Source organism: Desulfovibrio diazotrophicus (assembly GCF_902498985.2).
In the GTDB taxonomy this organism is placed as follows: Bacteria; Desulfobacterota; Desulfovibrionia; order Desulfovibrionales; family Desulfovibrionaceae; genus Desulfovibrio; species Desulfovibrio legallii.
In genome coordinates this window covers 131648-157500 of record NZ_OX346397.1, presented here as the reverse complement: position 1 = coordinate 157500, position 25853 = coordinate 131648, and the positions used below count along the sequence as shown (strand labels likewise).

Genomic DNA, 25853 nt, shown 5'->3' with positions numbered 1-25853 from the left:
GGCGGGGCGACCGTGGCCGCCATAGCCTTGGGGCAACTGCCCGAAGCCGTGGGCGTCATGCTCTTCTACCGGGTGGGCGAATTTGTGCAGGAACGCGCCGCCGGGCGGTCCCGCCGTTCGGTACGGGCGCTGCTGGCGGCGCGTCCCAGTGTGGCCCACGAACTGCTGGACGGCGGAACCACCCGCGACGTAGCCCCGGACGTGCTGGGGCCCGGCAGCCACATTCTGGTGCGTCCTGGTGAAAAAATCCCCCTGGACGGCGAGGTGCTGGAAGGCCGCTCCCAGGTGGACACCTCTCCGCTCACGGGCGAATCCGTGCCGCAGCAGGTGGCGCCGGGCGGTCGGGTGCTGGCGGGCACCATCAACCTCAACAGCGCGCTGCGGGTAGAAGTGACTGCGCCCTTTGCGGAATCCTCCATTGCCCGCATTCTGGAAATGGTGGAAAACGCCGTGGCCCGCAAGGCCCCCACAGAACGCTTCATCACCCGCATGGCCCGCTGGTACACGCCGGCCGTCACGGGGCTTGCCCTGTTGGTGGCCGTGCTGCCGCCCCTGCTGGGCCTGGGCACATTCTCACAGTGGCTTTACCGCGCCCTGGTGCTGCTGGTCATTTCCTGCCCCTGCGCCCTGCTCATTTCCATTCCTTTGGGCTATTTCGGCGGCATCGGGGCCGCCTCCCGGCGGGGCATTCTCATCAAGGGCGGTGCGGTGCTGGACAACCTGCGCGACATGCGCGTGGCCGCCCTGGACAAGACCGGCACGCTGACGGAAGGCGTGTTTGAGGTCAACGCCGTGCTGCCCGCCGCTGGCGTGGACAAAAATGAACTGCTGCGCGTGGCCGCCCTGGCCGAAAGCCGCTCCAACCACCCCATTGCCCGCTCTGTGCTGCGCGCGGCGCAGCAGGCGGACAGCGCCCCCGACGAGGCCGCCGTAACCGCCATGACGGAAGTGCCCGGCAAGGGCGTGCAGGTGACCACCGCCAACGGCGACACCTTGCTGGCGGGCAACGCAGCCCTGCTGCAAAGCCACAATATTGCACCCCAGCCCGTGGACCTGCCCGGCAGCGTGGTGCAGGTGGCCCGCAATGGCCGCCTGCTGGGTGCACTGGTGGTTTCGGACCGACTCAAACCCCAGGCCGCCGAAGCCGTGGAAGGCCTGCGCCGCCTGGGCGTACGCACCATTGCCATGCTCACCGGCGACCGGGAGGAACAGGCCCGCCCCGTGGCCGCCCGCCTCAAACTGGACGTGCTCAAGGCCGGTCTGCTGCCCGAAACCAAGGCCAGCGCCCTGCAGGCGCTGGGGCCGGTCAAACATACCCTGTTTGTGGGCGACGGCATCAACGACGCCCCGGTGCTGGCCACGGCCGGCGTAGGTGTGGCCATGGGCGGCCTGGGCGCGGAAGCGGCCATTGAAACCGCCGACGTGGTCATTCTGGACGACAACCCCGCCCGTTTGCCTGAGCTGTTGCGCATTGCCCGCCGCACCCGCACCATTGTCTGGCAGAACATTGTCATGGCTCTGGGCATCAAGGGGCTGTTCATGGCCCTGGGCATTGTGGGCCTTTCCGGCCTATGGGAAGCCGTGTTCGCCGACGTGGGCGTGGCCCTTATGGCCGTGCTTAACGCCGCCCGCGCCGGAAGAATCGACGCTTGAGGCGCAAACCCCGCCGCGCCTCTTGCCCTCGCCAGGACGACACAGCCGCAGCCGGGGAAGGGCTCGCGGGGTCAAAGGCTTGGCGGCCCTGGCCGGACATCCCGAACTGGTTGGCCGGAAAGATGCTCAGACAATCTGAATCGGCACGCACAAGACGCGGCCGATAAAAACAAAGCCCTCCCGGCCGGTTCGAAAACGGCCGGGAGAGCTTTGTTTTTTTGCAGTACGAGCGTTGGGACAAGGTTACCGTGTAACCGCCTTTGGGGCTGCACGCCCAGACGCTTTTGGCAAGGAGTACGTGCGCGGGGCAGTTGCGCGGCACCGCACCGAAGTGGGCGCCGTACTTGTTGCACGCCTCCGCTCAAGGGCAGGCAGCCTTATTGGGAAGACGGATGCAGACGCTCCCTGTATTGAGCAGGTTTCCGGCAAGTCTCGATAATTGCTGCACAACCTTGGGGATTCTCCCAACTTGGCGGACATGGCGGCGCCAAGCGGCGTTACCCATTTACGGCCTTGCCCACAGAACGGACACTGGTGTTCAGCTGCCGCAACTGGGCCTGATTGGAAGACGCGCTGAAATTCTTATAGAAATATGCGGGGGCTGCCTGCAAAAGGCCCCGCCAGGCGGGGCCTCCATACAAAAACCGCCGCTTCCGAAGAAGCGGCGGTATAAGCGCGCGGGAAGGGAACGCGCGCGGTGTGGGCGCTACACAGACTTAGAAGGTATAGGCGAAGACCAACTGGGCTTTCCAGGCGTCTTCCTTGGAGAAGCTGCCGTTGCCCTGGCCGTTGTTATAGCCGTTCTTCTTCCAGGTATCCTGGTCCACCATATTGACCACGTAGCCCAGTTCCAGGTTGGCTTCCAGGTTTTCGTAGATCTGCCACTGGTTGACCAGGTTGAATTCCAGCAGGCCGTCGTTGGTGGTCAGGTAGGGGCCGTCGCCGCCGATGCCGTTGCCGCTCCAGGCCGAGGCGCTGTCCATGTACTTGACCATGGAAGGCGCGTTGGTGCCGCCCCAGTAGGCCACGCGGAAGGTGTGCTTGAGGTTTTCCACAAAGCTCATGTCGGCCAGCTGACCGCCGATGCCCCAGGTGCCGGCGTAGCTCATGCTCCAGTCGCAGACGTCGCCGGGGCCCGCGCCCCAGGCCAGGTTGCCGTCGCCCACAAAGGAGGTGAAGTTGCCCGCGCCCGCAATGGAGGGCATGCGCTCGGAGCCGTTCTTGACGTTGCCGTCGTCGCCGCTGGCGTACCAGCCGAAGATGCCGGGGGTGGCCCAGTCCATCTTGTATTCGATCAAGGCCTTGGCCAGCCAGCCCTGACGCTCGGTGCTGCCGCGCACGATGTCGTTGCCATTGAGCCGCTTGACGATATCGTACCGCCCCATGGCTTCGGCATAGCCGTAGTTGATATCGAATTCAATGTTCAGCGGATCAAACATGGTGATAGCCACAGGCAGGCCCACCCAGAACAGCGAGCCGTACTGCTTGCCGGTGGTGGAAGCCGTAAGCGGCGTGCTGCCCGCGTAGTTGAAGCCGGGGGTCAGACCGGACAGGGTCAGGCCCAGGTTGCCATCGCTGGTTTCCCAGGGTTCATTGTCATTGACTTCTTCGAGGCCGCGCAGGGAGTTCTTGCCGCGCATGCCGTACATGGCCCAGGGGGTCACTTCCACGCCGTCAAAGGACAGTGGCACGGAGAGCATGAAGAGATCGATATTGTCAAGATAGTTGGATTTTTCCGTGCTCTTCTTTCCATTTTCATCAAAATAGTCTTCGCCGAAGTTGTCGTTGACCGGGCGGGACCACATGGCAGTAAGGCCCACGTTGTCGTTGAACTTGTAGTTGACCACCAGAGCAGCGGAGTCGCAGTCCATAATAGCCGAACCGCCGGCGGCGTTGGGCACGGCAGTGGCCTGCAGGCCCATGCGCACGCGCGCGTCGGTATTGGGGATCAGCCAGTCAATGTAGGCGTTTTTCACCTTCACCACTTTGCCGTCCGCGCCCAGGGCGCCGCCATCTTCAGACTTGCCCCAGGCCTGGTCGCCCAGTTCAAAAAAGACCGTGCCCGAAAGCGCTTCGGAGGCCACGGCGTCCAACTGCAGGCGCACCCGCTGGGACGCGCCAAAGTCGTCTTCCGTATTGCTCTTGGTCTTTTGAGAGTCGTTGGGGCCCCTGGTGTTTTTGGTCAGACTAGTATTGGCCACGCCAAAGCCCACCAGCCATTCGCCCTGGGCCTTGAAGTCAATGGCCTTGGCCCCCCCGGCCGCGCCCACCAACAGGCCGGCGGCCAGCATGGCTACCATGCAGGCTTTCTTGAAGCGTTGCAGTGCGTTCCTTTCTTTCTGATGCATACTCTTGTTCCTCCGGTATGGGTTTTACGGCCGCTACGGATAATCCGCCCCAACAGCCGTGGTGATTGCGTAATATCTCTTATTTTTTTTGCTGCAAAAAAGGAACTCGCCGCCAGCGGCGGGGGACTAATGCTCCCGCGCCTGGGCGTGATCGTGCTTGTGGTGGCCGCACTTGCAATGGGCGCAGTTGCCCTTGCAGACATGGCTGCGTTTCTGTTCAATGAGCACCCGGTTGCCGTTGACGGCCAGGTCAAAGCCGGTTTTACCCTTAAAAACGATCTGCTCCGTGCTCAGGCCGCCCAACAGCAGGGAATTCTTCAGGGCGTCCACAGCCCTGGGATGCGGTCGGGAAACCCGGCGCACATCAATAAAAATACGTTTGCAGGCGTGCTGGTTGCCGTACAGAAGAGCGATGACAGCGTCCGCCTGGGGCGGGCCGAAGGGGTCTTGAAGGCTGATGTGCAGATTGTCGTGGCTGAAGCGGTGGGTGACCTGAAAATCCGGCGTGCCGTGCTCTTCCATACTGTGCCTCCACTAAAATTTGCGAATGAGGCATAGTGGCACAGCACACGGATTGTGTCAACAGAATTGAAATTACTTTTCAAAATCGACATTTATCTATGTGGAATAATTTAAAAAAAATGTTCAATTTTTTGTATCAAACGGTTTCCTCATATTTTTATGACGCCTGTGAGACAAACGACGGCAGAGCAATGTTATTTTTGAAAAAAACTCTGCCTGCAATGACCGGGGTTGTGGAATAAAATATAATTATTCAATATAGTTAATTACAATTATATAAATTTTTAAAATACCCCTTGGCAAAGCTGCGCTGCCGCACCGAGACTCGTTGCACGGCCACACGCGTGCGAACCGCAGAACACAAACCTGCAGCCTCTGAATATGTAATGAAGAGCGTATCCAGGAAGGACGCCACGAAAAAATAGCTGCAAAAAGGAACGAGCCGGGGAAACCTTGAAAAAGGGGAGCGGACGACATTGCCGCCCGCTCCCCGGTCGTCCAAGCAGATTACCTTTGAGAATGCGTGTTCGCAAAGTTTACGGCACGCTTGTTCCGACGCCTCCCCGCGCAACTACAGAGTGGTGCTGTCTTCAGCTGTAGCCAGCGCTGCTGTTTTGTTCGTAACGAGAGCTGGGCCTTTGTCCGTAACTTCCTTCGTCGTAACGGGTCAAGCTCCTGCGCTGCAACGGCTGAAGCTACGCTTGCGCCTCTCTATGGCGGGCGGCTGCTGACGCAACAGCCAGAGCATTGCAACGTTGCAATGCCCTATACAGCCACAGCCCGATGGTCGCGTCCGGCAGAACGCCAGGCCACGATGTCCTCCACACTGCACAGGGGCATGCCGTGGGCCCGGGCAAAAGCCGCCACCTGCGGCAAGCGTGCCATGCTGCCGTCGTCGTTGGTCAGTTCACAAAGCACGCCGCAGGGCTCCAGCCCGGCCAGGCGCATGAGGTCCACGGTGGCCTCGGTATGCCCCCGCCGCTCCAGTACCCCACCGGGACGGGCCAGCAAGGGGAAGACGTGCCCCGGCCGCCGCAGATCCTCCGGACGGGCCTGTGGCCCTGCGGCGGCCCGCACGGTGGCCACCCTGTCCGCAGCGGAAACGCCCGTAGTCACCCCGGTGGCCGCTTCAATACTGATGGTAAAAGCCGTCTGCTGGGTGTTGGTGTTGTGCGCGGTCATGAGCGGCAGGTCCAGCCGACGGGCGTGTTCCGCCGTAAGTGGCAGGCAGACAATGCCGCTGCAGTGACGGATAAGCATGGCCATCTGCGGCACACTGATCTGGCTGGCCGAAAAAATGAGGTCGCCCTCGTTTTCCCGGTCCGCATCATCCACAACCAGCACGCCGCCGCCGTCGCGCAGGGAGGCAAGGGCTCGTTGCAGCCGCTCGGCGGCATTGCCAAAGGAATCCAAAGTTAACGGGGACTGATGCATAACCATTCTCCGAAGCCGGCGTTCGTGCCGGGAGAGGGTGCACCAGGGCGTGGACGGGCCGCAACGCAACAACGCCGGAAAAATCCGCGCAGGCCGTGCGTGGCGGCAAAAAGCCGTTCTCTTCCATCCGGACTGTTACCGTCGGCTTCGGATTCGCACCGAATCTGCTGACCCCGGTCACGGGCGCTCGCGGGCTGACGGCCGGACTGGCGTCCGCCGCATCACCGCCGGTGGGGACTTGCACCCCGCCCTGAGAAACACGCCTACCCTACCCCTCTCCCCTCGTCCTGACAAGGATGCCGGACGACATTTTCGCGCAGCGAAAAATGGAAGGTACCTGCCCGATCAGCCAGGAAACTGTAAGAGAGGTGGTCCCCATTGTTCGGACAGCAAATAGCGCTTTGTTAGCTAGTTTTACCCTTATCAGGCTGCCTTTAAAAGTCCTTGTTCATGAAAACGTTCCGGGGGGACTCCACCCAGGCTGCTGTGCGGCCGGAAACGGTTGTAAAAGTCAATCCACCTTCCAATACCCACACGGGCCTCCGAGCCGGTCTCAAAAGCGTTCAGGTACACGCACTCATATTTCAGCGAGCGCCAGAGGCGTTCGATGAAGACATTGTCCAGCCAGCGGCCCCGGCCGTCCATGGAGATTGACCCTCCCCCCGAAAAGTATGCCATTGAAAAGTTCGTGTTCCTGATATAGGAGCACAAGGATGAAACGCAGCAGATTTACCGAAGAGCAGATTATTGGGATATTGCGGCAAGCCGAGGCAGGAGTGCGCGTTGTCGATTTGTGCCGACAGAACGGCATCTCGGACGCGACATTTTATAAATGGCGCAGCAAATTCGGTGGGATGCAAGTCTCTGATGCCAAACGACTACGGCAATTGGAGGATGAAAACGCTCGGTTGAAGAGGATTGTCGGCGAACAGGCTCTTGATATTGTCGTCCTGAAGGATGTGCTCTCAAAAAACTTCTGAAGCCCGCAGCTTGCAGAGAAGCCGTGCAGTACGTTCTGAGGGAGCACGGCTATTCCGAGCGGCGGGCTTGCCGAGTCGTCCAGTTCAACCGCGGCTCCGCTAGGCGGCCGCCATCCAAGGACCGCGATCTGCTTTTGCGCACTCGCTTGCGGGAACTGGCGGAAGAGCGACGGCGTTTCGGTTCTCCCCGGTTGCATGAACTGTTGCGCCGCGAAGGCTTGGTGCAGAACCATAAACGGACAGAAAGAATTTACCGGGAGGAGGGGCTTTCTCTGCGTACACGGAAACGGACGAAGCGCCCGAGCCATACCCGGGTCGAGCAAGTGGGCCTACAGGCCCGGATGAACAGTGGGCGATGGATTTTGTAAGCGATGCCCTTATGCATGGACGCCGCATCCGGATTTTGACGATTGCGGATCTGTGGGATCGCTCAAGCCCGGCACTTGAGGTAGATATGTCACTACCTGGCTTGCGTGTTGTGCGAGTGTTGGAAAGATTACGCCTTCAAGGGAGAAAGCCACAGCGGATAAAAGTTGATAATGGCCCGGAATTTAGTGGTAAGGCACTGGATGCCTGGGCATTTGAGCATGGCGTGGAGATAGAGTTTACTCGTCCGGGGAAACCCACGGATAACGGGCATATTGAAAGCTTCAACGGGAAATTCCGTGATGAATGCTTGAATCAGTATGTGTTTTCATCCGTACATGATGCCCGTCAAACAGTTGAAGCCTGGAGACAGGACTATAACCAGCGGCGCCCGCACAGCTCCTTGGGCTGGCTGACGCCAGAAGAATTTTGCCGACAGAACAGAACCCATAACCCAACAGGAACCACTAACTTACAAGTGGTATACGCAATGGGGTAAGGTCAGCTCTTCTGAATTCCTTTGGTAATCCCCTGAACCTATCGAATTCTGAAAGCTGTACGAAACTTGAGGGTGTTGATACAGGTAGTTCTTTATAAATCGTTTGAGTATCTGCGGAAAACTAGTATGATCGCGTCACTCTTTCACTTTGTCAGTCGTAGTTTTAGGGTGAAATTGACGTGAAAGCCTAATGGTGCTGGAATTTGATCTGCCTTGGATGCAACAGCGAAGCGCGTAGTGCAAAAAGTTAAAGTTTTTTCGCTGGTGAGGTTTTGCGAAAAAATTCTGGACACTCTACGACTGGCTCTACGTGGTAATTGGGAAATTGGTTTGTTTAGAATGACTACCTAATGAATTCATTTAGTTATTGCTCTATTGCTATCAAAGTTTCATAACACATATCTACCGTGGGGGAGATGTGGAAATTTATAATTTGTTAAGAGAGCTTGCAAACTATGCTGCTCAGCTTACACAAAGTCAGTACTTTACATTTATATATTGCCTCGGCACTTTTATATTTTTTATCATTCTATTGTTCTGCATAGCTCGAGAAAAAAGATGCATTGTGCTGGCCTGTAAGGAAGCGACGCAAGCTGTAAAGATTGAACTGCAAAATGACGATGTGTTGCCCTCTGCAGTGCTTGAGTCTCAAAATGAAACTGGGTTGCCTAATGAAGAAAAACGGCGCAACGAGATAGTTTTTAAATATAATTTTTTTAGTATCAACGATGCAATTTGTCAGAATACTATTTTCAAGCATCACTGGTCTGAATTTACGGAATCACTGGTTCATAGCAGTGACAATACCACCCCTGTGCGGAACTCACATTCCGCAGCGTTTTTCTTCAATGAAGACACCATAATTCTTCCCCACTATAGTGCAGCAACCTATACCGCTACCCCTAACTACCTCACTGGGTTCGGTATTTTGGGAACATTTCTCGGCCTTGCCGGTGGTATTTACCTAGCAAGTGCGGGGTTGAGCGGCGGATTTGACGCAGATAACACGGAGAAATTACGCACGGCGCTCAATCAGCTTCTATCCGGCGCAGGCCTCGCTTTTATGACATCCATCGTGGGGCTTGCATGTTCGTTAATCTTTGCATTCTGCGAAAAACGCACCGTACGCGCGTTGCAAAAACACCTTGGCGACTTTGTTAACGCTCTTGATGAGCGTGTACATCTGATTACTTCCGAAGATATGAGTAGGCAACAGCTTGCCTTACAGGAAGAGCAACGCGATCTAATGCAGGTTTTCGTAGATCATGTTGGACAAAATATTAGTGAAGCAATAAATGGAATGTTTTCCAAAGAGATGCAGCCATTAATGGAAAAAATGGTTAGTGAGCTTTGTTCACTCCGTTCTGACAGGGCAACAGAGTCACAAGAAGTTATTTCTAACCTGACCAAAGAATTGGCAGACAAAATTCGGTTCTTCCGGGTTTTCCGTGGGTAACCCCTGTCAGGAACTGGCCGGGTAGAGGTTTAGACCGCCACAGAAGAAGTAGATGGCTGTCTTGAAATGCTCCCGGTTCCTATAACCGCAAGCCTTCCTCTTGATGGCCATGATCTTGCTGTTGAGGCCCTCGGCCACGCCGTTGGTGATCCTGTGGCGGCAGAAGGTCAGGATGTTCTCAAGATGTCTCTGAATCAGTCCGCCCACTTTGCGCATTGGGGCAAGATCTGACCTGTTCACCCAGACCAGCCATCGCTTCACAAAACGTCTGGCCCATCCCGTGCTCAGGTACTTCCAGACGTCGTTCAGGCTTTCCTTCATGGCCCAGGCCTTGGCCACCTTGAGGTTCGCTGTCTTCAAGGCCTCCAGGGCTGGCCGGTGTTTGTCCGGCAGATTCTCCTCCCGGTATAGCCAGAGGAATTTCGTGCCCTTGAGTCGATGGTCATCCTGACTTGTGAGTTCGCGGTGCTCTTGCTTGCGTACCCGGTCCACAGCCTCGCCTACGTGTTTCATGACGTGGAACCGATCGTGAACGATTTTCCCCGCCGCGTCCGGCACATGTTTGAGCGTAGCTTTAAAATAGGGCTCCCACATGTCCATGGCCACGGCCTTGATCCGCTCCAACTGCGCCTTGGTGAACTGAAGGTAGTACCCCTCAAGGCTTTCGGCCTTACGCTCGTCGGCCACATACTCCACCGTGCTGCCGATCAGATCACAAACCACGGTCACATAGTCGTGCCCCTTGCGGAATGCCTTCTCGTCAACGCCAAGATACCGCGAGGGATTCGATTGCTTGCGCTCCCGGCCCCGGCGCACCGCCCTTTCCATGACACCCCATGCTTCGTCCCAGGTGATGCGCAGGATGCGCCGCGCTCCTGTTACGGTGGCGCACTCGGTCAGCACGTCGATGATCAATCGCTCCATCAATATGGTGAAACGTGCCTTGGACTCGGCCCAAGGCACGTTGACCTGAAGGACGCCATGCTCGGGGCAGTCCACTCGGGGAATCCGAGCATGCAGGAACGTCTTGAACTGGCACGTGTCCAGATGGCGCCAGACACGAGGCTCGGCATGGTCGCGGCAAGCCAGCTCTCGACCACAAGTAGGGCAAAACCAGCGAACACCAGGACCATGCTCCACGCGGATGTCTACCCGACCTTCCGCCGTGTCCAGTTCAACAGCCTCAACAAACCAGGGCTCGGTCAGCCCGAGAATCCGAAAATATAGGTCCGTATCCTTCATTGGTGCCCTCCGGGAAGGACATTAGCAGATCAGCTACCCACGGAAAACCCGGAAGAGCCTATTCTTCTAGATGACCGGTTGCGGGTAATCAATGAGGAGCCTCATGAACTTGATGAGGATTTTTTGGCTAAAATAGAACGCAATAATCGTCGTAATGCTATAAAAAGTCTCATGTCTAACTATGTTGAATGGGCCGCAATAGCTGCGGGGGAAGACGATGCCTTGATAAAAAAGGTCTGTGCGATGATCGGCTCCCTTCCTGAAGACAGAGAAGAACTCAGAGGAATTGCGCTGAGGGCAATTGAACACTTAGCCGTATCCGTAGCTGGCGTAAACGCAATGCTACCTCATTTATATTCCGGTTTGGTGGGGGCTTCAACTCTTGTCCGAGCTTCTGCAGCGACTGCATTGGGAGAAATTAGTTCACAAGGGCACAAGAATATTCCACCATTAGTATATGAGGCTTTTTCAATATTACTTTTTGATCAATATGTTATAGTTCATAAATCTGCAGTACGCGCGTTGCGGCGATTTAACCTGCCTCAAGAATATCGCCCACGTGCAGCCAAAGTATTATTTGATATTTTCTTATACTACAGCGAAAAATGTAGTGATGAACAATTTATTGTTGATTGTGCTGACGTCCTGGCGAGTTTTCTTGATACACTTGAATGTGATTTAGACATAATGAAAAAAATAATAATAAAAAATATTTTAAAAATTGACCCTATTTATCTTCATAATGGACTTAACTTTTTATCACATTGGCTTGATAGTTGTGATGATTTAGCAGATTTAGTGCTTCACATGCTGCCATATATTATAACTCTCAATAACCATGACAATGAGAGTTGGAATCTCCTCCAAAAACTATCAGATTCTTCTGTTGTAGACAGGCAAGAACGTTTTGTTGAGTTTGGCATCTCAACACTCAAAGTTGCCCCTTGGGTCGCATACGAGATTGTTGAGCGCCTGAGTTTTGCAGGAGCTACAGAGGGAGCTTTGAAATTAGCAGGTGCTTGTGTTACTCAAATACCAGATACTGAACTTAAACGAAAACTACGTACCAAAGGGCGCTCTATCGAGATAGCAGTTGAGTTTGAAGCGGCAGTTAAGTCTGACAATGAATCTCTTGTCGTAGATTTCTCCATACAATGGGAAAAGAATTTTACCGAGCGAACAAGGCAAATAGCAGAGTCAAATGAAAGAAATTTTCGAAAAAATTTTCCCTTTGCGCCTTAAAGCAATAGAGCTCCTGCGCTGCTCAAGTGGTGCAATTGACATAGACGCCATAGGGGAATGTGCAGAACGAGTGCGAGAGGCCTCAAGTCTGTTAGGTCGCGCGCCTGCCGCGAAATTGTGGAACATTTTCGCTGAGGCTATTAGTTGCATTAGCTTCCTTGAAGATTGGAGGCGAGCAATTCTTGCAGGCGAAACTGATTCAGACCGCTTATTGCGAGCTGCTCGTGCTAGATTACAGATCGTCTCCGAAATTGCTGGTAATACAGTATTTGAACAAACGGTCCTTTCGATACTTCAGCCCGTAAACAGCGAGCTACAATTAGCGGAAGTTATCACTATTCGGCGAGCCCTAGCTAAAGTACCAATGCCCGTGCCCATCTATGCAGATCCAATCCCCGAGCCTCCAGAATGGGCTAAGCACAACATCCAAAGCAAACAAAAATTCCCGCAAGGTATTGCTGTAGCTTTCTTAGAATTTTCTATCAACGGACGACCTGCCGAACGAGTACATTGGCTTCCTTCGCATCAAACTAATGATCTTGAAATACTTATTCGTATTTCTAGGTGGCCAGAACATGCCACTGTTGTCCGCCTTAGCCCTGTATCGATTGAACCACCAAGCACATTCGAGCTTCCAGTATTTGAGTTTGAAAAACCGAGCGGAGATCCACCGTATTTGCTTAGACGTCTTGGACGCATGGTTCTCCATGCACCACAGAGTTTTCATGCGCGTCCATATGAGTTTATGTACACAGCTGAATGCTATCCGCCACAAAGCGAACAGCCTGTCGCAGTAGCAGGGCAACGTACGTTACGGCTAGACGGTAGTGATACCCGTCAAAATCCTATTACCGGTTATCCTGCTGTGGATTTAAAAATTTTGAGCATTAGAGAGCAAATGCGCCAAGAACCAGATCTTCCTAGTAATGATATTGCTGATGCCTTAACTTTACTTGCGTCAATCGGGAATTTAATGGGACAAGCAGTTCAGGATTCCCGTTATCCGGAGCCTATTTTGGAGGAAGAGTTCCAACGCGATATTAGGCAATTTCTTCGCCAATCTCCCACAATAGCTGTTGAACTCGAAGAACAGGCTCATGCGGCTGGTGGCCGAACGGATCTATCATTCAGAGGGATTCGTATTGAGCTAAAGTCTGAACGCTCGAACTGTCTTTTACCTGAGGACTGCAAGCAATATACTGAGCAAGCTGCCACATATGGAGTGGGAACTAATCGTCGTTTAGCATTTTTATGTATTCTAGACTGTAGCCACAAAAAAAATCCTCCATTTCCGATAGAAGACGGCCTTTTTATTGTCAAAGTTCAGACAGCAACAGCCCCAATTTATGTGATTACTTGCCTTATTCAAGGAGGGATCCCGAAACCAAGTTCTTTTTCGCGATAACACGTAATATATCAGTGGAATATATAGTTCTTACACCAAGGGGCCATAACTTATATGTTGAAATGCCCTGCATATAAAATCCGTAAACGAGGTTTAATTTGAATTTTACTATTCTTGATAGGAACGACAGAGAACCAACAGGTGCAAGAAATGCCGTTCATCTTCGTATTGACCGATGGAATGATTATCATTTTGTAACGATGTTCTACATAAACGTGTACGATGAAGCGGGAGAAAAGCACGATATAGGCCAAGTAAAAATAGGATTTCGTGGGCAAACCACTGCTGAAAAAACTTACTCAACTTTGCCTTCCAACTTTCAAGAGTTGCCCAACGGATATTTCTCCGTAGGTCAAGACGTTAGTTATTATAAAGCAATATACGAGCTACCTGTTGATTTTCGGGAGGCGTTGCTGACCGGACTAAAAGATATAGTCTTCATTCCAAGCTTAATAGATGGTATCAGTAATGAGCTAGTTTTTAACACCTCGCTTTTGCGAAGCTTAAGCCTTTCTTCCATTAATGGGCAATTCTCAGGCGTATTGCAAGTGACCTTACCCCATTGCGTATACCACTTGTAAGTTAGTGGTTCCTGTTGGGTTATGGGTTCTGTTCTGTCGGCAAAATTCTTCTGGCGTCAGCCAGCCCAAGGAGCTGTGCGGGCGCCGCTGGTTATAGTCCTGTCTCCAGGCTTCAACTGTTTGACGGGCATCATGTACGGATGAAAACACATACTGATTCAAGCATTCATCACGGAATTTCCCGTTGAAGCTTTCAATATGCCTGTTATCCGTGGGTTTCCCCGGACGAGTAAACTCTATCTCCACGCCATGCTCAAATGCCCAGGCATCCAGTGCCTTACCACTAAATTTCGGGCCATTATCAACTTTTATCCGCTGTGGCTTTCTCCCTTGAAGGCGTAATCTTTCCAACACTCGCACAACACGCAAGCCAGGCAGTGACATATCTACCTCAAGTGCCGGGCTTGAGCGATCCCACAGATCCGCAATCGTCAAAATCCGGATGCGGCGTCCATTCATAAGGGCATCGCTTACAAAATCCATCGCCCACTGTTCATCCGGGCCTGTAGGGCCCACTTGCTCGACCCGGGTATGGCTCGGGCGCTTCGTCCGTTTCCGTGTACGCAGAGAAAGCCCCTCCTCCCGGTAAATTCTTTCTGTCCGTTTATGGTTCTGCACCAAGCCTTCGCGGCGCAACAGTGCATGCAACCGGGGAGAACCGAAACGCCGTCGCTCTTCCGCCAGTTCCCGCAAGCGAGTGCGCAAAAGCAGATCGCGGTCCTTGGATGGCGGCCGCCTAGCGGAGCCGCGGTTGAACTGGACGACTCGGCAAGCCCGCCGCTCGGAATAGCCGTGCTCCCTCAGAACGTACTGCACGGCTTCTCTGCAAGCTGCGGGCTTCAGAAGTTTTTTGAGAGCACATCCTTCAGGACGACAATATCAAGAGCCTGTTCGCCGACAATCCTCTTCAACCGAGCGTTTTCATCCTCCAATTGCCGTAGTCGTTTGGCATCAGAGACTTGCATCCCACCGAATTTGCTGCGCCATTTATAAAATGTCGCGTCCGAGATGCCGTTCTGTCGGCACAAATCGACAACGCGCACTCCTGCCTCGGCTTGCCGCAATATCCCAATAATCTGCTCTTCGGTAAATCTGCTGCGTTTCATCCTTGTGCTCCTATGTCAGGAACACGAACTTTTCAATGGCATACTTTTCGGGGGGAGGGTCAATTTGGCCCGGCGTAGGGTCTTTGATGTGGTTAAGGGGCGCAGCGCCGCCGATATGCGCGATTTTTTGCAGTCGCTGCAAGGCCGTCATAAGGTAAAAATGGTCTGTATTGATATGAATTCTGCGTATCGCCGACTAGTGCGGGAATGGTTTCCCAATGCGCGCATTGTTGCGGACAGGTTTCATGTTATCAGGCTGGTGAATCAGCACTTTTCAGAGCTATGCAAAGAAATTGATGAAAAACATCTTGCTCATGGGCGCGGCGGCATGATGCGTATTTTACTGACCCGCAGAGATCGATTAACAGACGCCCAAAAAGAGCGACTACGAACATACTTTGCCGCCAGACCAGACATTGAATCGCTGTACGAGTTTTTGCATGAAACCGCGGATTTATTGCGTGTCCGGGCGCAAAACGTCGATTCCTGCCGCAGATATGTGGCTGAATTATTGAATAAAATTGATCAACTTCGAAAAACACCCTTCGCGCCGTTGCGCACCCTGGGCAAGACGTTACATAATTGGCGGGAAGAAGTGGCCAGAATGTTCCGTTTTACTCGGAATAACGGCATTACAGAAGGTTTCCATCGAAAAATGAAGTTGATTCAACGGCGAGCGTATGGCTTCCGCAACTTCGAAAATTACCGCCTGCGGGTGCGCGTATTGTGCTGCTGAAATGGATGGGGAATTGTTCAGAAACCTGTCGGAAAAACTGCCCGTTGAAGGGGCTTGCCCCCGTCTTTGGTGTAGAGCCGCTTGCCCCCGTCTTTGGTGTAGACCCGCTAAAAAAGCAGAAAGTCCGCCTGGCTATTGGCCTTGCGGACTTTTTGAACTTCTTTGGAAGTCTTTATGGTGCCGAGGGCGGGACTCGAACCCGCACGAGAATTCTCACTACCCCCTCAAGATAGCGTGTCTACCAGTTCCACCACCTCGGCGCAGACAAGGCTTCTATCGCATAGTGCTGGTAATGGCAAGTGTTTTTTCCATCTTGGCGGGCTTGCGCTCCAAAGCCGTTGCGGCTACTCTTTCAAGCCCGATGGAGTGAGGCATGGACGAAACCGTACAAAAATTTCTGCGTAACGCGGGCCCGGTGCTCTGCGTGGACATCGGCAGCGGCACACAAGATGCCCTGCTGGCCCGGCCCGGCCTGGAAGGCGAGAACTGGCCGCGTTTTGTGCTGCCTGCGCCGGCCCGTCTGACGGCCCAGCGCATCCGCGAGCTCACGCTTCTGCGGCGCAACATCTGGCTTTACGGCGGCAACATGGGCGGGGGATTCACCCAGGCCATCAAGGAGCACCTGGCCGCCGGCCTGGCGGTCTTTTCCACGGCTCCGGCCACCCGCGGCATCCACGACAGCGAAGATGTGGTGCGCGCCTTGGGCGTGACCATCAGCGCCAACTGCCCGGAAAACTGCGTTCCCGTATTCCTGACCGACTACGCTCCGGACTTCTGGGCCGGCATACTGCGCTTAGCGAGCTTGCCGCAACCGCATCTGGTGCTGGCCGCCGCACAGGATCACGGTTTTCACGTCTACAACAACCGGCAGGGCCGCATGCGCGGCTGGAGCGACCTTCTGACCGCCTCCGCAGACCCGACCAGCTGGATCCATGCTGCGCCGCCGCCTTCGCTGACCCGCATGCAGGCCCTGCACGAGAAGACCGGCGGCCCCGTGGCCGACACGGGCACCAGCGCCTTGCTGGGGGCCTTGTGCGACCCGGCCGTGCTGGAACGCAGTTTCCGCCAGGGTCTGACCATTGTCAACGTGGGCAACGGCCACACCGTGGCGGCCCTGCTCTATCAGGGCAAGGTACGCGGCATCTACGAGCACCATACGGGCATGCGCACGCGGGAGCAGCTTCTGGAAGACCTGGAGCAGTTTCGCAAGCACTGGCTGCCTGCCGAAGCGGTGCAGGCCAGCGGCGGGCACGGCACGGCCTTCGGGCCCGCTTGTGAAGAGGCCGGCGGCTACGCGCCCACCTTTATTACAGGCCCCAAACGCGCCCTGCTGGAGGGCTGCGGCACATTTCTGGCTCCGCACGGCGACATGATGCTGGCGGGCTGTTTCGGACTGCTTTGGGGCTGGGCGCACCGGCAGGCGAAGTAAAACGCGCCACTTCAGGGGGAAAGTATGGACGTTTTTGATGAAGCGGAACTGTGGAGCCGCGAACACATTGAAGAAACCCAGCTGTTGCGCCTGCGCAACACGGTAGCGCAGACCCGCAAGTGTGCTTTTTACCGCCAGCGGCTGGACGAAGCTGGCGTGGGCCCCGAATCGCTGCGCACCCTGGACGATCTGCGGCGCATACCCTTTACCACCAAGAACGACCTGCGCTCCCAGTACCCCACGGGGCTGCTCTGCGTGCCGCAATCCGAGGTGGTGCGCATGCACTGCTCCAGCGGCACCACAGGTTCACCCGTGGCCATCTGCCACACGCAGAACGACATCAACGCCTGGGCGGACCTCATGGCCCGCTGTATGTACATGGTGGGCGTGCGTCGGGACGACGTATTCCAGAATATGTCCGGCTACGGCCTGTTCACGGGCGGACTGGGCATCCACTTCGGGGCCGAGCGCCTGGGCTGCATGACCATCCCGGCCGGGGCGGGCAACTCCCGCCGTCAGATTAAGCTGGCCAAGGATTTTAACACCACGGTGGCCCACATCCTGCCCTCCTACGCCCTGATCCTGGGTGAACATCTGCGTGAAATGGGGAAAGACCCGCGCCAATTCCCCCTGCGCATCGCCATGGTGGGCGCAGAGCCCTATACCGAGGAATACCGCCGCCGCATCGAAAATCTTTTCGATATGAAAGTTTACAACTCTTATGGCCTGTCAGAAATGAACGGCCCGGGCGTGGGCTTCGAGTGCCTGGAACAAAATGGCCTGCACATCTGGGAGGACGCCTACATCCCCGAAATTGTGGACCCGGAGACGGGCGCAGCCCTGCCCGATGGCGAGGTGGGCGAGCTGGTCATGACCTGTCTGTGCCGTCAGGGCATGCCCATTCTGCGCTACCGTACCCGCGACCTGACCCGCTTTTTGCCGGGCTTCTGCGCCTGTGGCCGCAAGCACCGCCGCATTGACCGTATTCTGGGCCGGGCGGACGACATGTTCATCATCAAGGGGGTGAACATCTACCCCTTGCAGGTGGAGCAAGTCATCATGACCTTCCCGGAGGTGGGGCAGAGCTACCTTATTATTCTGGAAAACGACGGCATCGGCGACGTCATGCGGGTGCAGGTAGAGATCCGGGACGAATATTTTGTGGAGGATATGCGCGTGCTCCACAACCTGCAAAAGGCCATTACCGCGCGCCTGCGCGACGAAATACTGGTGACGCCCAAGGTGGAGCTGGTGGAAAGCAACAGCCTGCCGCGCAGCGAGGGCAAGGCCGTGCGCCTCAAGGATCTGCGCGAGCAAAAATAACGCCCGTTTCCGTGGCGCAACCGGCCCCACAGGTGGTTTATGGATTTCTTGCCTTTTCCTTTGGCATCAGTCCTGGCGGGCGCGTTTGTCACGCTGCTCGGCTTTGTGCTGCTGCTCAACATCTTTGGCCTGCCGGCCAACTGGCTGCTGCTGGGGCTGGTAGCCCTGTGGAAGCTGATCCACCCTGCGGCCCAGTCCATGGACGTCTGGTTCTGGGTGCTCATGGTGGGCATTGCCCTGGCCGGAGAGGCTCTTGAAATGGGCCTGCAGATCGTTAAGGCCCGGCGCTACGGCTCCAGCTCTTCGGGTACCTTTGCGGGCATGATCGGGGCCATCGCCGGGGCTATTTTGCTGGCGCCCCTGTTTTTCGGCCTGGGGGCGCTTATCGGCGCGCTGGCCGGGGCCTGGACGGGCTGCTTTCTTATGGAACTCGTCCGCGGCCGCCCCTTGGGCGAGGCCCTGGACGCGGCCTTCGGGGCCATGATGGGCCGTTTTCTGGGCACTGTTTGCAAGTGCGGGGCCGGCGGGGCCATGCTGGCTCTGGCGGCCAATCACATCTGGCCCCAGCCCCCTGCCCTGCTGCTGGAACCGGCTGAAGGCGCCACCCAGGTGCTGGCGGCCTTTCACTTTTTGTGCTGAGGCGCATGATGCTGCTGCAAGGTCTGGACGTAGTCCTGGTCAAGACCCGCTTTCCCGAGAACATCGGCATGGCGGCGCGGGCCTGCGTCAACATGGGTTGTTCCTCCCTGCGCCTGGTGGATCCCGAACGCTGGGACAAAGAGAAGGCCATCCCCCTGGCCACACCTAAAGGCATCCCCCTGCTGGACAGCCTGAGCGTTCACCCCTCTGTGCAAGAGGCGGTGGCCCCCTGCGCACTGGTGCTGGGCACTACCGCCCGGGTGGGCGGCTGGCGCAGGGCCCTGCTTTCGCCGCCGCAGGCCGGCAGACTGGTTGCGGCGTCCCTGGCGCGCGGCGAGCGCGTTGCCCTGGTCTTCGGCCCCGAAGACCGCGGCCTGAACAATGCAGAAATCTCCCACTGCCAGCAACTGGTCACCATCCCCACCGATCCGGCGGCCCGCTCCCTCAATCTGGCCCAGGCTGTACTGCTGCTGACCTACGAATGCGCCAACGCCGTGCGGGCCCTGCGCCACGCGGGGGGCGCCGCCCCCTCTCCCGCAAGCGAAGACGCCACGGCTGCCGCGCCGGATGCCGCTCTCGCGTCCCCGCAAAGCCGGCCTCCAGACCCCGTGCCCGGCGGCCGGGCGGCCACAGCCGCCGAACAGGAGCGCCTCATGGCTGCACTCAAGGATATGCTTCTGCGCCTGGACTATCTGCACGGGGACAATCCGGACTACTTCCTGCTGCCCTGGCGCCGGCTGTTCAGTCGGGCCGGGCTGCGGCGGCACGAATACGACGCCCTCATGGGACTCTGCCGTCAGGTCCGCGCCAAGCTGGGCTGATCCCGGCATTTCCGCGCACGGCAATGCTTCCTTCCACTCCAGTTTTTTGTCCGTCTGCAAGCGGTTTCTGCGTTTGCGCCCATAACACAGATTCATGTTGAGAATATGTATTCTCAATGGTTAGGCACGCTCATTTCAGCGCTTACCCGTGCAACTACATAGCGTTGCTGTCTGTATCCGTAACTAGCGCTGCTGTCTTAGCCCGTAAACTTTTCGCCGTAACGGGGCAACCCCTGCTTCGCAATGGCTACAGCTGCGCTTGCGCCTCCACGGCGAGCGTCTTGCTTACGCAATCGCCAGGACATTGCAAAATTGCAAGGCCATGGCCACAAATGTGAAATAAATCTTTTATTGCGAACTGACGCCAAATCCGCTTTTGGCTTTTGACAGCAGTTATAACGTTCGCTATACGTCCCCTTAACTTTTTATATCTCTGGTCGATATAGGTTAAAAGGCTACTAAAAGCGTCTGACGGCTCCTTGGCAGGGGGGCGGTCAGGCAAGCACGTATGCGCGGCTATTCCCGCACCGCCGGTTGCGTCAGGCCTGAGGCTATGCGCCTCTGGACAGGGAACCATGCGCAACGCCGGGTTATACCCGACGCTGGCGATGCCGTCCGCGCAGCCTGACGGCCCTTATGTGGCATACGACACCATGACGTGGAGGAGAACTTGTCATGCGCCTTACGCTTACGCACAAGTATGTAGGTTCATTGTTTATTGCCTTGATCGTCTGCTGCGCCGTAGTGTTGGTCGTTGCCATTTATCATATGAAAAAACCTTTTGACGCCGAACTGGTGGACGGCATGGCCCGCAGCCAGCAGGTGGTGGACGCCGCCATCACCGCTACGTCGGGGCGCTTCCTGCACAGCGGCGACCTTATTGCGCGCAATCCGGATTTTGCCGCCGCCGTGGCCGCCAAGGACCACGCGGCCGTGTATGCCCTGGCGCAGGAGCTCATGCGCGCCGCGGGCTCGGACTTCATGTCCGTGACCGATGCCCAAGGCACAGTCATTGCCCGCGGGCACGCCGCCAAATTCGGCGACAATATCGCCAAGCAGGGCACCGTGGCCAAGGCCATGCGCGGCGAAGCGGCAGCAGCTGTGGTTACCGGCCCCATCAACCCCTTCATGCTCCGCGCCTCCTGCCCCATACGACGCGAGGGGGTCGTGGTGGGCACGGTTTCTGTGGGCGTGCAGCTCACCACTCCGGCTTTTCTGGATGACCTCAAGCGCCTTGCCGGGGTGGACGTGACCATCTTCAAGGGCGACACGCGGGTCATGACCACCATCCTGCGCGACAATAAAAGGATTATCGGCACCAAACTGGACGCTCCGGCCGTGGTGCAAGCCGTGCTGGAGCGCGGCGAAGTGAGCGTGGTGCGCAACGTTATTTCAGGCGTGCGCTATCAATCGGCCTATTGGCCCGTGCGGACCGCGGACGGCAAAATTCTGGGCATGTGGTTTGTGGGCAACCCCATTGAAGATCTGGCAAAACTGGAGCACGCCGGCATCCGCGCCGCCGTGCTTACCGCGCTGGGGCTGCTGACCGTGCTGCTGGTTCTGGCTGTGCTTGTGGGGCTGCGCATCAGCGCGCCCGTGACCAAAATCACGCGCTATGCCCTGGCCGTGGCCGGCGGTGACGCCTCGGCCCGGCTGGGCGTGCGCAGCAACGACGATATGGGGCAACTGGCCGACGCCCTGCGCCAGATGGAAACCAACCTGCGCAAACTGGTGAAGGAGGCGCACGCCAAAACCCAAGAAGCCCGCAGCATGAGCGAAGAGGCCCGGCAAGCTGTGGAAGAAGCCCACAAGGCGCAAAAAGAGGCCGAAAAAGCCCGGCGCGAAGGCATTGTCAGCGCGGCTGAACGCATGGGCGGCGTGGTGAACAAACTCAATGCCGCCGCCGAAGATATTGCCGACCAGGTGGACAACACGCACACGGCCTTGAGCCAGGCCCTCAAGCGCCTGGCGGAAACCGCCACGGGCATGGGGCAAATGAACACCAGCGTGCTGGACGTGGCCCAAAACGCCGGGGGCGCGGCGGATATTTCCAACACGGCCCGGCAGGAAGCCGAGGCTGGGGCCCAGGTGGTGGCCCAGGCTGTTGCCGGCATTGAGGAAGTGCAGCGCCAGTCCCTGAAGCTGCGTGAAGGCATGGCCCAACTGGCCGAGCACACCCAGGCCATCACCAGAATTATGAATGTCATTGCGGATATAGCGGACCAGACCAATCTGCTGGCCCTCAATGCGGCCATTGAAGCGGCCAGGGCCGGCGACGCCGGACGCGGCTTTGCCGTGGTGGCTGACGAAGTGCGCAAACTGGCGGAAAAGACCATGGCCTCCACTGCGGACGTGGCCCAGGCGGTTACGGCCATCCAGCAGAGCGCGGAAACCAGCGTGTCCTTGGTGGACGCCACCGTGAAAACCATTGACGCGGCCACGGGCTTTGCCGATAAGTCTGGTGAAGCGCTGACCAAAATCGTGGGCATGGTGGATCAGACCGCCGACGAAGTGCGGGCCATCGCCTCGGCCAGCGAGGAGCAGTCCGCCGCCAGTGCGGCCATCAACAAGTCCCTGGAGGACGTGAACTTTATTGCCAAGTCCACGGCGGATTCCATGGAAGTGGCCGCCCGCGAAATGGCCTTGCTGCGCACCCAGGCGCAGGACATGGCCAAGCTGGTGGAAGAACTGAAGCGGGGGTAGGGGCAGGGGCACAGCTACAGCCACACGTGCGCTATCACAGGCTCAATCAATATCTTTTTGAGAGTGTTGAAAGAATAGAGCCGTTGCCACCCTATGGTTCTGGAGTTATAAGAATGGACGCCCCAACATGAGTACCGGGGACATAACTCCTACCACAAAGTTAGTGCGACTGTCAGAGGCTATACTTATAGCTGCACAGAAAAACTAGTAATTACCGCGCCAATAAATTTACTCCGCGACGCACAGCCCCCAAAGCAACGGCATGCCGAAGCCTTTGTCAAAATATTCAATCAAAATACGTTTCTTGAATTGTCGGCCAGCTGCGGAAACCGTGATGGCGTTGCGGCATGGCTAGATTGAATATAATAATGAAAAGGTCCCAGATAAGGCTCTGCGAATGCTTTCACCGCGTGAGTCCATCCGTCATTGCAAGACTGGGAGTATCTAGTTTAGCAGAGGATAACTCCATCAATCGCATTCAAACAGAAAATCTCCGACGCTGGATAAGCGAGAATAATACGGCATAGGTGTATTTTTATTCACCGCACAAAGCAGGAAAGTATTTTAAATTTATATTACAGAATAAATTACAATTATAAAATTGTTAATTTATAGATACTGAGGAATAAAAAATGCATTCTAAGTGGAATAGTACTATTAAAAAATACGATGTTATATCATTTGATATTTTTGATACAGCAATTTTACGACTTTTTTTCAAACCATATGATATTTTTAATGTTATAGAAAATTATTTATCAATAGAAAATTTTGCAAAGATACGATACCAATCTTCACAAAAAGCAAGATCCCAAAAAAATGGATCTTCTTGTGAAGAAATAACTCTTAATGAAATATATAACGAATTTAAGATAATAAATAATCTTAAAAATATAAATAAAATAATTGAGGTAGAAAAAGAAATAGAAATATTATGCTCAGTTCGAAACAGCGAAATATATAATTTATATAGCGCTGCAGTCAATCTTGGGAAGACAATTATTTTCACTTCAGATATATATATTGACAAGGAAACTATAGAAAAAATCCTCCATAATGCAGGATACATAAAATATAATCATATATTTATTTCTAGTGAAGTAGGCAAAACAAAAGCAAGCGGTGGATTATATGCGCACATATTACAAAAACTTTCCATCACAGCAGACAAAATATTACACATAGGCGACAATGATATTTCTGACATACAAAACTCAAATAAATACAATATAAAAGCTATAAAATATACACCTGCACAAAAAAGACTCACACCACAACCACAGCTCGACAGATGGTACAAGGCAATAGCAGCAATTCATAATAAAAGTAACATTGCAAGCATGTTACTTGGCGCATTATATACAATGACGATAAATTCAAATGCGACTAAAGCAGAAGAAAACAAATGGTATTGGATTGGAGCACAACTCACATCACCTATTTTATTAACTTTTTGCCTTTGGCTAGAAGATGAATGTAGAAACAAAAAAATAAAGCATCTGTTTTTTCAGGCTAGAGATGGCCTACTTATTAAAAAAACATTTGATCAAATTCAGACATCAAATATAAAAACGACATACATGCTATCTTCGCGCTGCCTATGGCAAAAAGCCCTACAAAAAGATCCCGCGGATACCATGCTAAAATATCTTTATCATATAAATTTTTTTGAAAAAAATTCTGCTATAGTTGATGTCGGGCGACATGGGACACTGCAGCGCATGATTCAAAATTTTATTACTACGCACAAAATAAAACATGATGTAATTGGCTACTACATTGATATAAGAGTAGATCAAACTAACAGTCCGTCAAAAATGAAAGGGTTTTTTACAAATCCCCCCCACGACATTCAACCTTTCTTAAATATGCTGGATTTCCTTCTTATGGCCGATCACCCGCTTATTACAGGCATAGAGTGTTGCGAAAGAGGATTTTCGCCAACTTTCCTTAAAAATGATACCACCCATACAAATTTGCAGAACATTGCAAGAGAGATGCATAGAGGCGTCAACGCCTGCATCAGCATATTAGAACCTATCTTAAAAAGGCTTAAAATAAGAACTGAACGCAACTTTGCAAATTATTTAGCGCATATATTTTCAACCATAGAAAATGACGAATATAAAAAGCTATCTTCTATCCAATTTAAAAGTGGTATTCATGACGAGACACAAGAGAATCCTGTGGAATTGTTTCAACTTAAGCCCGCTATTAACATGGAAGAGACAGATAATGCAGTTACAACCAAACGACAGGAAGAACATACTGCTATCAATGAATATAGTGCCTTCTTAAAGCTACTTACAGAAGCTCTAAAAGGAAAATGGAACCTCTTCTCTTACGCAGATCAATTTGAAGCAATTGTTTTTATAGGAGACAACAAAAACAGCACATACAAACATATATCAGCATCACTAAAAACTAAGCCTTTTTATTACATCCCCAGTGACAGTTCCTCTCTGGCAAATAGCCTTGAGGCAGTATCAAAATACTACCTAAGAGGGACGGCATCCAATAAAGTTCTTTTCATCCTGTTTGACAAAAATTCGCTCAACATATCAAGATATATACACAAACTCGGATTTGACTACATTTTTGATTTGTTCTTTATATCGTCATACCCAGAGCACTTTTCACTCGATAACATAAAAAACAGCCTGCCCAACATCCTCGCTGCGTCAAAAATATTTGATGATGATATTTCAAGGACTACATTTTTTGGCACATTGGCCTATAGGATTACATGCAACCCATTGTATATACGCACGTCTAACTATCAAGAATATTTTCATCCTCTGTGCTTACCAGAAAAAAAGGATTGCATCTTTGATGCTGGGGCCTACGATGGTGATACGTTAAAAAAATTCTTAAACTATGTCGGTGGGAATTGTGTTATAATCTCTTTTGAACCTGACCACAAAAACTTCAAAAAACTGCAAAATTGTATAAATAAAATTAGCAATTTTAATGGCAAAGCAATTAATATCGGCCTATGGGACGCAGATAAGACCGTAAATTTTGTCGCTAATGGCGAGGTTAACGCATCTATTGAAGGAGTCCGCCTACATGCACCGGGGAATACTACAATCCGAGTCATGTCTATTGATTCTTTCTGTACAAAATACTTCCTCAAACCTTCCTTTATCAAGCTAGATATAGAGGGCGCAGAGCAAGGCGCTATCCGAGGGGGAAAAACTACCTTAGAGAAAATAAAACCAAAACTCGCTGTATGCGTATACCACAATTATGACGACTTATGGGAGATCCCCATCTTGATAAAAAAATACAACAATAACTATCGACTATCACTAGGGCACCACAGCGCTCTTTTCCCACATTGGGATACTGTGCTCTACGCCTATTGA

At 54.0% G+C, this 25853-nt stretch carries 17 protein-coding genes, 1 tRNA gene, 2 pseudogenes and 1 riboswitch (1 of these 21 cut by a window edge); of the genes and pseudogenes, 13 read left to right on the top strand and 7 right to left on the bottom strand.

All coding sequences use genetic code 11. The features are described from left to right. Positions 1-1653, top strand: partial view of a heavy metal translocating P-type ATPase gene (locus J7I12_RS00650; RefSeq protein ID WP_302549133.1) — the 3' portion only. The gene continues 456 nt to the left of window position 1, outside the view; only the last 1653 of its 2109 coding nucleotides appear in the window; its start codon lies beyond the left edge, outside the window; its stop codon occupies positions 1651-1653. 716 nt (positions 1654-2369) lie between these two features. On the opposite strand, the gene J7I12_RS00645 is transcribed toward J7I12_RS00650, so the two are convergent. The 4 genes and pseudogenes from J7I12_RS00645 to J7I12_RS00630 form a co-directional block, all read right to left on the bottom strand. Next, positions 2370-4001 (bottom strand): outer membrane homotrimeric porin, encoded by a 1632-nt coding sequence (locus J7I12_RS00645; RefSeq protein WP_118230825.1) that lies wholly within the window; start codon positions 3999-4001, stop codon positions 2370-2372. A 126-nt stretch (positions 4002-4127) separates the two neighbouring features. After that, positions 4128-4523 (bottom strand): squalene cyclase, encoded by a 396-nt coding sequence (locus J7I12_RS00640; RefSeq protein ID WP_118230824.1) that lies wholly within the window; start codon positions 4521-4523, stop codon positions 4128-4130. Positions 4524-5288: 765 nt separating this feature from the next. Next, complete coding sequence (gene ribB, locus J7I12_RS00635; protein ID WP_303193048.1) at positions 5289-5957, bottom strand: 3,4-dihydroxy-2-butanone-4-phosphate synthase; 669 nt, start codon at positions 5955-5957, stop codon at positions 5289-5291. Between the two features lie 111 nt (positions 5958-6068). Then, a riboswitch (FMN riboswitch) is annotated at positions 6069-6219 on the bottom strand. Between the two features lie 161 nt (positions 6220-6380). Continuing rightward, a pseudogene (locus J7I12_RS00630) lies at positions 6381-6608 on the bottom strand (integrase core domain-containing protein); the annotation flags it as partial. A 62-nt stretch (positions 6609-6670) separates the two neighbouring features. On the opposite strand from J7I12_RS00630, the pseudogene J7I12_RS00625 reads away from it, so the two are divergent. Together J7I12_RS00625 and zorA are read left to right on the top strand one after the other, a co-directional pair. Then, positions 6671-7802: pseudogene (locus tag J7I12_RS00625) on the top strand (IS3 family transposase). Between the two features lie 418 nt (positions 7803-8220). Next, positions 8221-9258 carry an anti-phage ZorAB system protein ZorA gene (gene zorA / locus J7I12_RS00620; protein WP_498793845.1) on the top strand — a complete coding sequence of 346 codons (1038 nt, stop codon included), beginning with the start codon at positions 8221-8223 and terminating at the stop codon, positions 9256-9258. 6 nt (positions 9259-9264) lie between these two features. Here zorA and J7I12_RS00615 read toward each other — a convergent pair whose 3' ends face one another. Then, positions 9265-10500, bottom strand: a complete 1236-nt coding sequence (locus J7I12_RS00615; RefSeq protein WP_096152604.1) for an ISL3 family transposase — start codon at positions 10498-10500, stop codon at positions 9265-9267. Between the two features lie 123 nt (positions 10501-10623). Here J7I12_RS00615 and J7I12_RS00610 point away from each other — a divergent pair, with 123 nt between their 5' ends. The 3 genes from J7I12_RS00610 to J7I12_RS00600 all read left to right on the top strand — a co-directional run bounded on the left by J7I12_RS00610 (position 10624) and on the right by J7I12_RS00600 (position 13728). Then, a complete protein-coding gene (locus tag J7I12_RS00610; protein WP_498793843.1) occupies positions 10624-11742 on the top strand; it encodes a hypothetical protein in 1119 nt (372 codons plus the stop codon). Beyond that, positions 11702-13147 carry a hypothetical protein gene (locus J7I12_RS00605; protein WP_487126189.1) on the top strand — a complete coding sequence of 482 codons (1446 nt, stop codon included), beginning with the start codon at positions 11702-11704 and terminating at the stop codon, positions 13145-13147. Before J7I12_RS00610 ends, J7I12_RS00605 begins: the two co-directional genes overlap by 41 nt. A 98-nt stretch (positions 13148-13245) precedes the next feature. Then, positions 13246-13728 (top strand): hypothetical protein, encoded by a 483-nt coding sequence (locus J7I12_RS00600; protein WP_498793841.1) that lies wholly within the window; start codon positions 13246-13248, stop codon positions 13726-13728. On the opposite strand, the gene J7I12_RS00595 is transcribed toward J7I12_RS00600, so the two are convergent. Next, a protein-coding gene (locus tag J7I12_RS00595; protein WP_498793839.1) for an IS3 family transposase occupies positions 13702-14834 on the bottom strand; the annotation gives its coding sequence in 2 pieces (ribosomal slippage) (positions 13702-14582 and positions 14582-14834; 1134 coding nt in all). The two genes, J7I12_RS00600 and J7I12_RS00595, sit on opposite strands and share 27 nt — an antisense overlap. A 115-nt stretch (positions 14835-14949) precedes the next feature. Between J7I12_RS00595 and J7I12_RS00590 the strand changes: the two genes are divergently transcribed. Further along, positions 14950-15570, top strand: coding sequence for a transposase (locus tag J7I12_RS00590; protein ID WP_498793837.1), 621 nt, complete (start codon positions 14950-14952; stop codon positions 15568-15570). 175 nt (positions 15571-15745) lie between these two features. Here the strand turns inward: J7I12_RS00590 and J7I12_RS00585 are convergent. Continuing rightward, positions 15746-15830: transfer RNA gene (locus J7I12_RS00585), tRNA-Leu, on the bottom strand. A 113-nt stretch (positions 15831-15943) separates the two neighbouring features. Here J7I12_RS00585 and J7I12_RS00580 point away from each other — a divergent pair. The 6 genes from J7I12_RS00580 (at position 15944) to J7I12_RS00555 (ending at position 25853) form a co-directional block, all read left to right on the top strand. Further along, positions 15944-16999 (top strand): DUF1786 domain-containing protein, encoded by a 1056-nt coding sequence (locus J7I12_RS00580; protein WP_118229571.1) that lies wholly within the window; start codon positions 15944-15946, stop codon positions 16997-16999. A 24-nt stretch (positions 17000-17023) separates the two neighbouring features. Further along, entirely contained in the window at positions 17024-18322 is a 1299-nt protein-coding gene (locus J7I12_RS00575) for a phenylacetate--CoA ligase family protein (protein WP_288907806.1), read from the top strand. 39 nt (positions 18323-18361) lie between these two features. Further along, the gene (locus J7I12_RS00570) at positions 18362-18961 is read left to right on the top strand and encodes a DUF456 domain-containing protein (protein ID WP_118229569.1); all 600 of its coding nucleotides are present in this window, start codon (positions 18362-18364) and stop codon (positions 18959-18961) included. A gap of 8 nt (positions 18962-18969) precedes the next feature. Next, the gene (locus J7I12_RS00565) at positions 18970-19782 is read left to right on the top strand and encodes an RNA methyltransferase (RefSeq protein WP_118229568.1); all 813 of its coding nucleotides are present in this window, start codon (positions 18970-18972) and stop codon (positions 19780-19782) included. 675 nt (positions 19783-20457) lie between these two features. Then, a complete protein-coding gene (locus J7I12_RS00560) occupies positions 20458-22485 on the top strand; it encodes a methyl-accepting chemotaxis protein (RefSeq protein WP_498793834.1) in 2028 nt (675 codons plus the stop codon). 632 nt (positions 22486-23117) lie between these two features. Further along, a complete protein-coding gene (locus J7I12_RS00555) occupies positions 23118-25853 on the top strand; it encodes an FkbM family methyltransferase (RefSeq protein WP_487125876.1) in 2736 nt (911 codons plus the stop codon).

Coding starts and splice junctions, on each gene's coding strand:
- J7I12_RS00615 (WP_096152604.1), bottom strand. CDS start 10,500: ATGAAGGATACGGACCTATATTTTCGGATTCTCGGGCTGACCGAGCCC.
- J7I12_RS00555 (WP_487125876.1), top strand. CDS start 23,118: ATGCATTCTAAGTGGAATAGTACTATTAAAAAATACGATGTTATATCA.
- J7I12_RS00565 (WP_118229568.1), top strand. CDS start 18,970: ATGCTGCTGCAAGGTCTGGACGTAGTCCTGGTCAAGACCCGCTTTCCC.
- J7I12_RS00580 (WP_118229571.1), top strand. CDS start 15,944: ATGGACGAAACCGTACAAAAATTTCTGCGTAACGCGGGCCCGGTGCTC.
- J7I12_RS00570 (WP_118229569.1), top strand. CDS start 18,362: ATGGATTTCTTGCCTTTTCCTTTGGCATCAGTCCTGGCGGGCGCGTTT.
- J7I12_RS00640 (WP_118230824.1), bottom strand. CDS start 4,523: ATGGAAGAGCACGGCACGCCGGATTTTCAGGTCACCCACCGCTTCAGC.
- ribB (WP_303193048.1), bottom strand. CDS start 5,957: ATGCATCAGTCCCCGTTAACTTTGGATTCCTTTGGCAATGCCGCCGAG.
- J7I12_RS00645 (WP_118230825.1), bottom strand. CDS start 4,001: ATGCATCAGAAAGAAAGGAACGCACTGCAACGCTTCAAGAAAGCCTGC.
- J7I12_RS00560 (WP_498793834.1), top strand. CDS start 20,458: ATGCGCCTTACGCTTACGCACAAGTATGTAGGTTCATTGTTTATTGCC.
- J7I12_RS00590 (WP_498793837.1), top strand. CDS start 14,950: ATGCGCGATTTTTTGCAGTCGCTGCAAGGCCGTCATAAGGTAAAAATG.
- J7I12_RS00575 (WP_288907806.1), top strand. CDS start 17,024: ATGGACGTTTTTGATGAAGCGGAACTGTGGAGCCGCGAACACATTGAA.
- J7I12_RS00605 (WP_487126189.1), top strand. CDS start 11,702: ATGAAAGAAATTTTCGAAAAAATTTTCCCTTTGCGCCTTAAAGCAATA.